10 protein-coding genes are annotated in these 11,063 nt (G+C 50.9%); 6 read left to right on the top strand and 4 right to left on the bottom strand.

Features of this window, described 5'->3' with window-relative positions; genetic code table 11:
- Positions 1 to 55 precede the first annotated feature (55 nt).
- From J1781_RS05435 to J1781_RS05415, 5 genes are read left to right on the top strand one after another with little or no spacing between them, the layout of a single operon-like run.
- Positions 56 to 1,318 (top strand): ABC transporter substrate-binding protein, encoded by a 1,263-nt coding sequence (locus tag J1781_RS05435; protein WP_217233300.1) that lies wholly within the window; start codon positions 56 to 58, stop codon positions 1,316 to 1,318.
- 3 nt (positions 1,319 to 1,321) lie between these two features.
- The gene (locus J1781_RS05430) at positions 1,322 to 2,191 is read left to right on the top strand and encodes a carbohydrate ABC transporter permease (protein WP_217220396.1); all 870 of its coding nucleotides are present in this window, start codon (positions 1,322 to 1,324) and stop codon (positions 2,189 to 2,191) included.
- Positions 2,192 to 2,244: 53 nt separating this feature from the next.
- Complete coding sequence (locus tag J1781_RS05425; RefSeq protein WP_217220404.1) at positions 2,245 to 3,069, top strand: carbohydrate ABC transporter permease; 825 nt, start codon at positions 2,245 to 2,247, stop codon at positions 3,067 to 3,069.
- A 12-nt stretch (positions 3,070 to 3,081) separates the two neighbouring features.
- Positions 3,082 to 4,632, top strand: a complete 1,551-nt coding sequence (locus J1781_RS05420) for an alpha-amylase family glycosyl hydrolase (protein WP_217233301.1) — start codon at positions 3,082 to 3,084, stop codon at positions 4,630 to 4,632.
- Positions 4,619 to 5,680: a glycoside hydrolase family 130 protein gene (locus tag J1781_RS05415; RefSeq protein WP_217233299.1), complete on the top strand. Its 1,062-nt coding sequence runs from the start codon at positions 4,619 to 4,621 to the stop codon at positions 5,678 to 5,680. Before J1781_RS05420 ends, J1781_RS05415 begins: the two co-directional genes overlap by 14 nt.
- 136 nt (positions 5,681 to 5,816) lie before the next feature.
- On the opposite strand, the gene yigL is transcribed toward J1781_RS05415, so the two are convergent.
- Positions 5,817 to 6,626, bottom strand: a complete 810-nt coding sequence (yigL, locus tag J1781_RS05410) for a sugar/pyridoxal phosphate phosphatase YigL (RefSeq protein WP_129955194.1) — start codon at positions 6,624 to 6,626, stop codon at positions 5,817 to 5,819.
- A 48-nt stretch (positions 6,627 to 6,674) separates the two neighbouring features.
- Positions 6,675 to 7,667, bottom strand: coding sequence for a lysophospholipase L2 (pldB, locus tag J1781_RS05405; protein ID WP_129955195.1), 993 nt, complete (start codon positions 7,665 to 7,667; stop codon positions 6,675 to 6,677).
- A 121-nt stretch (positions 7,668 to 7,788) separates the two neighbouring features.
- Here pldB and rhtB point away from each other — a divergent pair, with 121 nt between their 5' ends.
- On the top strand, positions 7,789 to 8,409 hold the full coding sequence (rhtB, locus tag J1781_RS05400; protein WP_015699115.1) for a homoserine/homoserine lactone efflux protein: 621 nt from the start codon (positions 7,789 to 7,791) through the stop codon (positions 8,407 to 8,409).
- Between the two features lie 63 nt (positions 8,410 to 8,472).
- On the opposite strand, the gene rhtC is transcribed toward rhtB, so the two are convergent.
- Both rhtC and recQ read right to left on the bottom strand, forming a co-directional pair.
- Complete coding sequence (gene rhtC / locus J1781_RS05395; RefSeq protein ID WP_129955196.1) at positions 8,473 to 9,090, bottom strand: threonine export protein RhtC; 618 nt, start codon at positions 9,088 to 9,090, stop codon at positions 8,473 to 8,475.
- Positions 9,091 to 9,127: 37 nt separating this feature from the next.
- Positions 9,128 to 10,960 carry an ATP-dependent DNA helicase RecQ gene (gene recQ, locus J1781_RS05390; RefSeq protein ID WP_129955197.1) on the bottom strand — a complete coding sequence of 611 codons (1,833 nt, stop codon included), beginning with the start codon at positions 10,958 to 10,960 and terminating at the stop codon, positions 9,128 to 9,130.
- Between the last annotated feature and the right edge of the window lie 103 nt (positions 10,961 to 11,063).

Below are 11,063 nucleotides of genomic sequence, written 5' to 3'. Positions count from 1 at the left end.
CTATTAAATATAATTCTAACTTATGAAACGCAACCTGATGGAAATAGGAATTAGCATGAAAAAAATGAAACTGGCTGTTATTGCAGGTATCACGTTATTTCTTTCCGGCTGCGGGCCGGAGGAGAAAGATCAAACCAGTATTAAAATGTGGATTGCGCCTAATATTACTCAGGAAATGTATTGGGGTGAAGTTGTTAATGAATGGAACAGTAATCCGGCTCACCGAAAAGTGGAATTCACGCCAATACCGGCGGCGGGGAGCTCTGAAGAAGCCATTATGAATGCGCTGGCGTCAGGCACCGAACCCGATATCTCTACCAACATTTTTATCGGCTTCGCCAAACAGTTATCCGAACTTAAACAACTCAGTGACTACGGCAAAATGCCCGGATTTCAGGAACTGGTCGAAACCCGACATATGGGAAAAGCCGTGGCGTCATGGCAGTTCGAAGGGCAGCAAAATGTTATTCCGATTTATATCAGCCCGATCGTGTACTGGTGGCGCAGCGATCTGCTGGCAGCGCAAGGTTTTGATCATGTGCCGACCACCTATGATGAGGTTTATACCCTGTCAGAACAAATGACGAAAAATCAGAAAGGTTACAGTCTGCAAATCACCAGTGGCAAAAACTGGTGGGATCGCTGGTTCGACTTTATTCCGCTGTATTATGCCGCCTCGCAGGGGAGCCCGTACATTCAGGATCATAAAGCCAGCTTTGATAATGAAGCCGGACGCCAGACCCTCACCTTCCTCAATAAAATGTTTGCGAACAAATGGACCAGCTATGATTTCAGCGCCGCTGACGATCCGCTGGCGACCGGCGCGGTGCTGGGCGCGGTACGGGGTCCATGGGATATTGACCGCTATCAGAAGCAATTCCCCGACGTGTTAAAAACTATCCGTATCGGCCCGATGCTGACACTGACCGGCAAACCCGGCGTTTCTACAATGGCTGACAGCAAAGGGATCGTGATGTTCAGCACGTCAAAAGTGCAGGCCGACGCCTGGAAATTTATTCAATGGGTATACAGCGATCCGAAACATGACCGGCGCTGGCTGGAACTCACCGGAATGCCACCTGCCCGGGAAGATCTGCAAAGCAATGCGATTTTTGAAGAGTACCTGCAACAGCACGTACTGGTTAACGCCATTGCTTCTTATCTCCCAAAAGCGGTGCCTCCGGCACCGATCACGAAAACGGTGGAAGTCCAGCGGACGATGACCCAAATGATTGAAAAACTGGTTTTTAAAGGCAGCCTGATCCCCAGGGTCATTCAGGAGTCTTCCCAAGAGATCGACAAAACGCTGGGGCAGTAAGCGATGATAAAAATGAAAGAGTCATCAGTAGGGGGCCTTCTGGCCTCCACTTACCTCGGATACTCCCTGGTATTCTGGCTTTATCCGTTTATCTGGCTGGCGGTGCTGAGTTTGACTGACTGGAAATTTATCGGCATACCGTCTTTCAACGGAGTGAAGAATATTATTGCCGTCATGCAGAATCCTTTATTCTGGACGTCGGTTTATAATGTATTTAAATTTCTGGCTTACTATCTGCCGATTGTTTTTATTTCTTCATTATTGTTCGCTTTCGGGCTAAGAAAGATAAAATACGGTAAAGCATTTGTTGCCCTGAGTTTTCTGCTCGCCAATGTTTCATCCGGCGTGGCGTATTCTATCGTATTTTCTAAACTGTTCAGTGAAACGGGGCCAATAAATACATTTCTGATGGGTTTATTAGGTATTAATATCCCGTGGTTTACTCATCCGGATTTCGCCATGTTATCTATAGCCCTTATTGTCACCTGGAAATTCGTCGGCTATTACGGCCTGATCTTTTATTCCGGACTGATTACTATCCCTAAAGATATTTACGATGCCGCCGAACTTGATAAAACCACAGGTATCGGAAAAATATGGCATATCACTTTACCTCTGATGAATGCTCAGATCGTCATGGTACTGGTGCTTGCGATCACGGTGGCGTTCAGTATTTTCACCGAACCCTATCTCATCACCGGCGGTGGCCCGCTGGAAAGCACCACCACGCCCATGGTGGTCATGTACGAAGCCGCCTTCCGGCAGATGCAGCCGAGCTGGGCCGCAACCATGTCAATTATTGTCGCTCTGTTCAGTTTTTCCCTGATCTGGATATTGCGCCGATGTCTGGAAAAGAAAATCGAGATCGTATGATGAAGACAAACTCTGCGGGTATGTTAACTGCCCCACCTTCTCAGAAATTTCAGGTGAAAAGAACCATCAGTTCCGTGATGATCCACGCGCTGATGTTTGCGCTGGCCATCACCTGGCTATACCCTTATTTATGGATGTTAATCGGTTCATTTAAAAATACGGCCGATATATATACGACATCTCTTTTTTCCGGCCCGCTGTCATTCAATAATTACACTTTCCTTTTCGATGGCACCGGTAAAGCAGAAAAGCCCTTCCTGCGGACATTGTTTAATTCCCTCTTCATTACTTTAACCATCACGGTGTGCGTCACGCTGACTTCCTGTTTAATAGGATATGCTCTGGCTAAAATGGAATTTAAAGGCCGGGACATTTTCAAAAACCTGCTCATCCTGCAAATGGTTTTTCCGGCTTTCATGTTTATTATCCCCCATTTCGTGCTAATGCGTGAGCTCGGAATGATTAATTCTTATGGTGCTCTTATTTTACCCTTCATCATGAATGGCTGGGGCATTTTTATGATTTCACAAAGTTTTAAAGGCACACCTAATGACTATATTCATGCTGCAAGATTAGATCATGCCGGCCTTATCAAAATATTGCTTCATGTCATGTTGCCCCTCAACAAATCTATTCTGGCCATCGTCGCGATTTTTACCTTTACCAGCGCCTGGGACAATTTCCTCTGGCCGCTGATTGTCATGCAGGACGCCAATAAAATGCCGCTTTCCGTTCTGCTGGCAACGTTCAGTAAATCATATGGCGTGTATGTCGGCCCGGTTCTGGCAGGTTCGGTGGTGCAAACCCTGCCGATCGTCGTTTTGTTTATCCTCTTCAGGAAGCATTTCCTGGAAGGGATGTCGCTTTCACTTAAATAACAGGTCTGAATGATGAACAACCTGAAAACAGGGCAGGACCGGGTATTTTATCAGGTGTATTTACCCTCATTTTGCGACGGTAACGCTGACGGATTGGGCGATTTTCAGGGCCTGATTTCTAAACTGGATTATCTGGCTGATCTGGGCATTGGCGGCATCTGGATCACGCCTTTTTATCCGTCTCAGCTGGTGGATAATGGCTACGACATCAGCGATCACTGCGATGTTGATCCGCGCTTTGGCACCTTAGACCTTTTCGATGAACTGATCGCAGCTTGTCATCAACGCGATATTTTGCTGGTGATCGACGTGGTGATGAACCACGTTTCGGACCAGCATCCGTGGTTTCAGGCGGCCCTCCGTCAGCCGGACAGCCCTTTCCGTGACTTCTTTTTCTTTCGTGAAACAACCAACAACTGGACTTCTTTCTTCGGCGGTTCAGCCTGGACGCAGGAACCCGGCAGGACAACCTGTTATTACCATAAATTCTCGCCTCAGCAGGTGTGCCTGAACTGGTCAAATCCTGCCGTGGAACAGGAGATTAAAAAAATCCTCGATTTCTGGATTGCACGCCACGTCGATGGTTTTCGTTTTGATGTGATTAATTTTCTGACCACTGATGGCATCGGTGAAGATCACCACCCCGTTGAGGCAGATGAAGAACCGCCTCATGAGAAGGATATTAATCAACCCGGCGTGCTCAATGTCGTGAGACGGCTATGCCACCATATCCGCACACACGGGGAATTCCTGCTGATTGGTGAAGTAGGCAGTGAGGTATTGCCGGTGATGGCGCCTTATCAGGGAGCCGGGTTACTGGATGTGGTGTTTAATTTCAATCTCGGCAGCCAGAAAGTCTTTGATATCGAGGAAATTTTCGCTCAATTGCAGGCGATGGAAACCCTGCTTCCCGGCTTACCCACACTGTTTTTCTCCAGCCATGATATGCCACGCATGATCAGCCGTTTCGGTGAATCATCCCGCGATATTCGCCGCGCAGTGGCGGTTTTCGCCCTGCAAATGACTGCCCGTGGCTTGCCCTTCATCTTCCAGGGTGAAGAAATTGGCATGACTGATTTGGTGCCGCAGAATTTGCAGCAGATGCGGGATATTCAGGGTGTCACTCAATACCACACCGCTATTTCACAGGGCATGAATGATAAGCAAGCACTTACTTATGCATTGCCGTTCTGCCGGGATGCCTCCCGTTTACCGGTTCCCTGGACGCCAGCAGATGCCCGTGAAGATCAGATTAATGCTGAAAGTGAGAGTGAGTGCTCACAATCAATTTTAAATCTATATAAGGCGCTGATTAATATCAGAAATATTCACCCTTCCCTTCAGCGTGGTGACTATCAGTTTCTCAGATTGTTTAAACAATGCCTGATTTTCCGCCGCAGTCTGGGCGCGGAGTGCGTGGAAGTCATGATCAATTTCGGCCCTTCTGTCATCAACACGGGCTTTGGCGACGGCAATACAGTCCTGTTCGGCCCGGATGAGCCATTGCTGGAGAAAAATCACATTCTTATCAAAAAGGTAAACCATGAAAATGCTCAGAAATAAAAAAAATCCGCTGTTAACGCCAGCTGATGTTGCACCCTCTCAGCCCGGATGGAAGGTCGATTGTGTTTTTAATGCAGGCGTGTGTACGTATCAGGGAGAAACCCTGCTGCTGCTCCGGGTCGCAGAAAGCGTGATTTCAACTGACCCCGGTTGTCTGGAAGTGCCGCTGTTGCTGAACCACGAAAATGGCTGGCAGGCAGGCACCAAACGTTTTCGCCTGGATGATCCGGCTTACGATTTCACTGATCCCAGAATAATTGCGCTAAACGCTGACCCTTCGGTTGTCTGGCTGACTTCCATGTCGCATCTGCGGCTGGCGCGCAGTCATAATGGCGAAGATTTTATTGTTGATGCTCAGCCATTTTTGACCGCTGATACCCAATATGAGCAATTTGGTTGTGAAGATCCGCGAATTACCCTGATCGACGGTGTTTATTACATCAACTATTCGGCCATTTCGCCGTATGGCATTTCCACCGCACTGGCGACGACCACCGATTTTATCACTGTAGAAAAACAGGGCGTGATTTTCTGCCCCGATAACCGTGATGTTTGCTTCTTCCCGGAAAAAATTAACGGTAAATATCAGGCGCTGACCCGCCCATCGCCTAAACATTTTGGTAAGCCGGAGATCTGGATTTGTGAGTCCCCGGATATGGTGCACTGGGGCAATCATCGTCATCTGCTGGGCAGTACTTCCGGCGACTGGGATGCGCTGAAACTGGGCGGCGGCGCACCGCTGATAAAAACGGTGCGCGGCTGGTTGCAGATTTATCATGGTGTAGATAAAGACCAGCGTTATTGCCTCGGCGCGATGCTGCTCGACCTGAATAATCCGTTCAACATCCTCGCCAAGTCTTCAGTACCGCTGTTACAGCCGGAAGCGATTTATGAAAAAGAGGGATTTTTTGGCAACGTGGTGTTCACCTGCGGCGCCTTGCTGGAACAGGAGATGCTGAAAATTTATTATGGGGCAGCCGATGAGTGCATTGCGCTGGCAACAATGCCGCTCAATGCTTTGTGGGGGCATCTCGGCCTGCCAGCGTGAGTGTGGCAGAAATTCACGGCAACGGCGGATAAAAACAGCCTCGACACCGGCACGTTAGGCTTCAGCGACATCGGTAATAAAGCGGCAGATGCAGATCCCAAAGCAGAGTGGAAACCCTGCTTTGGTTTACCGCAGATTAACGCTCTTCGGACAAATACATCTTACGCAGGTAATGCGGCACGGCGTCATCAGCATTGGAACCGATGATCTCAGCATCCGGCATCGCCGCCTTCAGGCGCGGCAATGATCCGCTCATCAGACACCCTTTACCGGCCATGGTCAGCATTTCCAGGTCATTCAGCCCGTCACCAAAAGCGATGCAATCTTTCAGGGAATAGCCCATCAGTTTGGAGACATATTCCAGCGCATGGCCTTTTGATACGCCGCCTGCCATCACTTCCAGACACACCGGCAGTGAGAAACTGACGTTCACACGGTCGCCCCATCGCGCATTGATAGCTTCTTCCAGCGGCAGCAGTTTTTCGTGATCTTCACAGGTGAAATACACTTTGCAGATGCCATCGGTTTCCAGCAAACCCGGTTCATACAGTTTGTATTTAAAAACGGATTCACGGAAGAAATCATCCTGATCGGCACGGTCACGGTTCATGTACCAGTCATCATTGCGGTAAACGTTGGTCAGAATATCCGGGTTATTGTGCATGATACCGAACAAATCTCTGGCGATGTCTTCATCCAGATTGTGCGAGAAAATCAGTTCGCCATCGGTGTTATGCACACGCGCACCGTTGGAGGTGATCATGTACGCACTGATTTCCAGATTGTCGCGCATCTGCGCCACATCGATATGGTGACGCCCGGTGGCGAACACGAAATGCACGCCGCGCCGGGTCAGCAGTTTCAGCGTCTCTTTGGCGAACGGGGTCAGGGTATGATCAGGTGATAGCAGTGTGCCATCTAAATCGGAAGCAACAACATGGTACATAGCGTTAGGTTCTAACCTCTGATGGAGTTGTGCGCGGCGAACCGCGGATTAATGCTGTCGCGCAAAAAAGCGCATGATAGCGTCCAGCGCCTGTGCCCTCAGGTCGTCCCGTTCAAACAGGATCTCATGGCGCGCGCCTTCGATGACCAGCGGTTTTTCCCCTTCACAGGGGTGCCCCGCAACAGCCATGGCCTGACAAAAAGCAAGATGGGACCGGTTATCCACGACACGATCTTCGCTCGCCTGCAATAACAAAACAGGAGTGGTGATTTTTTCGGCTTCTTTCAGGATATGCATCCCCGCCTCAATCCCTTCACGCACCCAGTGATAGGTTGGCCCGCCGACCTGCAACTCAGGGTAATCGGCATAAAAACGCAGATTACGGCGATAACGTTCGCGGCTGTGGGTCAGACGGTTGACCACAAAGGGTAACGGTCGCCAGTGGCCGGTACCGAGCGCATAACCGTCACGGCGCAGCGGGCGATTCTCCGCCCAGTTGAGGATCCGGCGTGAAATCCAGCCCGGCATCGGCAAATAAATGCCCGTCATCGGAGCGAGTAGTGCCGCTGCATCAAACCTGCCCGGATTTTTCGCCAGAAACAGCGCCAGAATTGCCCCTCCCATGGAGTGTGCCAGCGCGAACTTTTTCGCGTACTGACGTGGGGCAATCTCCAGTTGATAAAAGCTTTCGAAATCCCCGACATAATCGTCAAAGTGATTAACGTGCCCGCAGTGTGGATCATCGAGCATACGCCCGGAACGCCCCTGGCCACGATGATCAACAATCATGACATCATAACCACAATGGAATAAATCGTAGGCCACTTCAGGATATTTTACGTAGCTTTCTATACGCCCGGGTGACACCACGATGACTTTATCATGCTCCGGGGAACAGAACCGGACGTAGCGGATCGGAACGTCGTCAATGCCGCAAAACTCGGCTTCTTCGCGTGTACGCCAGAAATCCAGCAAAGGTCCGGTCGCAAAGGCGGAAAACTCCTTCTCTCGGGTTAACCACTTGGCAAAATTCACAGGCATTCATTGATCCAAAGTCGTCAGGCAGGAAGGAGGAAAGTGTTATTTGTGAGTTATAGCGCAATTATAAACAATGGCGTATTGTGCCATAAAACAACCTAAAACGTATTCAGGGAGTCTCGCAATGACACTGGACTGGTGGTTAACCTACCTGCTCACCACTTCTATTTTAAGTTTATCCCCCGGTTCCGGTGCCATTAACACGATGAGTACAGGCATCAGCCACGGCTATCGCGGGGCGGTGGCGTCAATCGCCGGGTTACAACTCGGTTTATCCATCCACATCGTGCTGGTCGGTATCGGGCTGGGTGCTCTGATTTCCTCATCGCTGATGGCCTTTGAAATTCTCAAATGGCTGGGTGCAGCGTACTTAATCTGGCTGGGTATTTGCCAGTGGCGCTCTGCCGGGGCGATTGATCTGAACGCGCTCGCCAGCAGTATGCCGCGCCGTCGTTTATTCAAACGCGCTATTCTGGTGAACCTGACCAATCCTAAAAGCATTGTGTTTCTGGCCGCGTTGTTCCCGCAGTTTATCATTGCGCACCAACCTCAGGCTGCACAATACGTGGTACTGGGCGTGACCACGGTCGTTGTCGACATCATTGTGATGATCGGTTACGCCACGCTGGCCACCCGCATCGCCGGTTGGGTGAAAGCCCCGAAACAAATGCAGTTGCTGAACCGTATTTTCGGCTCACTGTTTATGCTGGTGGGTGTGTTGCTGGCGAGTGCCAGAAAGGTTTAACACCGCAGAATGCAAAAAGGGTCCGGCATCAACCGGACCCTTTTTATGTGCAAAATGCGTTAATTAACGATTCATGATAAGCGCAACACCAAAACCTGCAAATACCACGCCCGCCACGCCATCAATCCATTTCGCTAAACGCTGGTATCCACGACGCATTTTCGGCAGGGCAAAAACCAGCGCCACGAGTGAAAACCAGGCCAGGGTTTCCACTACGATCAGCAGAAATATGCCCAGACGCTCGCCACCGCTGACACTGTCGCCAACGAACATGGAGAATACGCTGCCGAAATAAATCACGGCTTTAGGGTTCGAAAGATTGGTCAGTAACCCGCGCATAAAAGTACGACCACGGGCAGGCAATGCCACCGGTGTTTCATCGCCATTCTGCTTTTTAGCCCGTGCTGATTTCAGCAACTGCCAGCCCATCCAGCACAGATACAATCCGCCGCCGACGGTAATAATCTGATGCAGCCAGGCCATTTTTTGCAGAATCAGATGCAACCCCATCAGCGCAACGGCTGCCCACACCAGTACCCCCAGTGTAATACCAATCACGCCCATCATGGCTTCTTTACGCGACCGGCTGGCAGCCGTTTGTGAGACAAAGAAGAAGTCCGGCCCCGGACTCATCAGCGCGATCAGATGAACCATCGCAACCGTCAGAAATAGCATCAGCATGATTAACTCTCTGTGTTATGTGTAGGAAACAGAATTCTTATTCGTCGCCGTTATCGATGTGATCACGGATCATCGCCATAAAGGGCCGGCCGAATTTCTCCAGCTTACGCTGACCGACACCGGTGATGTCCAGCAAATCGCTGGCGCTGACCGGCAGATGTTCAGCCATTTCCAGCAACGTGGTGTCGTTAAATACCACGTACGGCGGTACATTGTTGTCATCTGCCAGTGACTTACGCAGTTTGCGTAATTTGGCAAACAGCTTGCGATCGTAATTTCCGCCATAGGTTTTCTGGCTGGCATTGCTTTTAATTTTGAGCGTTTGAATACGCGGCACCGCCAGTTGCAACGGGATTTCACCACGCAAAACCGGACGCGCCGATTCCGTCAGTTGTAAGGCCGAGTGCATGGCGATATTTTGCGTAATCAGTCCAAGATGAATGAGCTGGCGCACCACGCTGGTCCAGTGCTCGGTGCTGTGTTCTTTGCCGATGCCGTACACGCTCAGTTTTTCGTGGCCGTATTCACGGATACGCTGGTTGTTCGAACCGCGCAGCACTTCGACGACATAACCTAAGCCAAAACGTTGCCCGACGCGCGCAACGACTGACAGCGCCTTTTGCGCATCCAGCAAACCGTCGTAGCGTTTTGGCGGGTCAAGACATACATCGCAGTTACCGCAGGCATTCTGTTTACCTTCGCCAAAATAGTTAAGCAGTACCAGACGGCGGCAGGTTTGAGCTTCGGCAAAGGCGTTCATGGCATTCAGCTTATGACGTTCAACGTCCTGTTGCGCACCCGCCGGTTTCTCTTCCAGACAGCGCCGCAACCACGCCATATCGGCCGGATCGTAAAGCAGCACCGCTTCGGCAGGCAGGCCGTCACGTCCTGCTCGCCCCGTTTCCTGATAATAAGACTCGATGGTGCGCGGAATATCGAAGTGCACGACAAAACGCACGTTAGGTTTGTTGATGCCCATCCCGAAGGCCACGGTGGCGACCACAATTTGCAGGTCGTCACGCTGGAAACCTTCCTGGACACGGGCACGGGTGTCGTTATCCAGCCCTGCGTGATACGCCCCCACGCTCAGCCCGCGGCTTTGCAGACGGGCGGCGGTGTCTTCGACTTTGGCCCGGCTGTTACAGTAAATAATGCCGCTTTTTCCGCGCTGGTCCTGCACGAAACGGATCAGCTGATCGAGCGGTTTAAATTTTTCTACCAGTGTGTAACGGATATTCGGGCGATCGAAACTGCTAACCTGAATCAGCGGATCGTTCAGTTCCAGCAGGCGGACGATATCATTACGGGTCGCTTCGTCGGCGGTTGCCGTCAGGGCAATCACCGGCAATTGCGGATAACGCAGTTTCAGCTGTCCGAGTGCGCGGTATTCCGGGCGGAAATCATGGCCCCATTGGGAAATACAGTGCGCTTCATCCACGGCAAGCATCGCCGGGTTCCACTGTTGCAGCTGTTCGAGGAAATCGCCCATCATCAGGCGTTCCGGCGCGATATACAGCATTTTGATACGCCCCGCACGGCAACCGGCCATGACGTCAAGTTGCTGCTCACGGGTTTGCGTTGAGTTCAGGCAGCCGGCTTCAACGCCTGCAGCCATCAGTTGGTCGACCTGATCTTTCATCAGCGAGATGAGCGGCGAAACGACCAGCGTCAGACCGTCCATCACCAGAGCGGGAATTTGATAGCACAGCGATTTACCGCCGCCTGTTGGCATCACGACCAGGCAATCCCGGCCAGAAATGGCGGTATTGATGATGGTTTGCTGGCCTGGTCTGAATTGCTGATAGCCGAAGGTATCGCGTAATACCTGATGAGCCAGCTCTTCTTTGTTTATCACTGCCGCCGTAGACACTCAATTCCCCAACTGTTCAAACCACCCGGCTAAACCCTAAAGCCGCCGGGGCTGTACTGCACCGACATAATATACCCTAAATAATTCGGGATGCAGCCAACGC

Source organism: Rahnella perminowiae (genome assembly GCF_019049695.1).
Classification (GTDB): Bacteria; Pseudomonadota; Gammaproteobacteria; order Enterobacterales; family Enterobacteriaceae; genus Rahnella; species Rahnella perminowiae.
The sequence above is the reverse complement of the archived record's forward strand: the minus strand, read 5'-3'. Positions and strand labels throughout refer to the sequence as shown.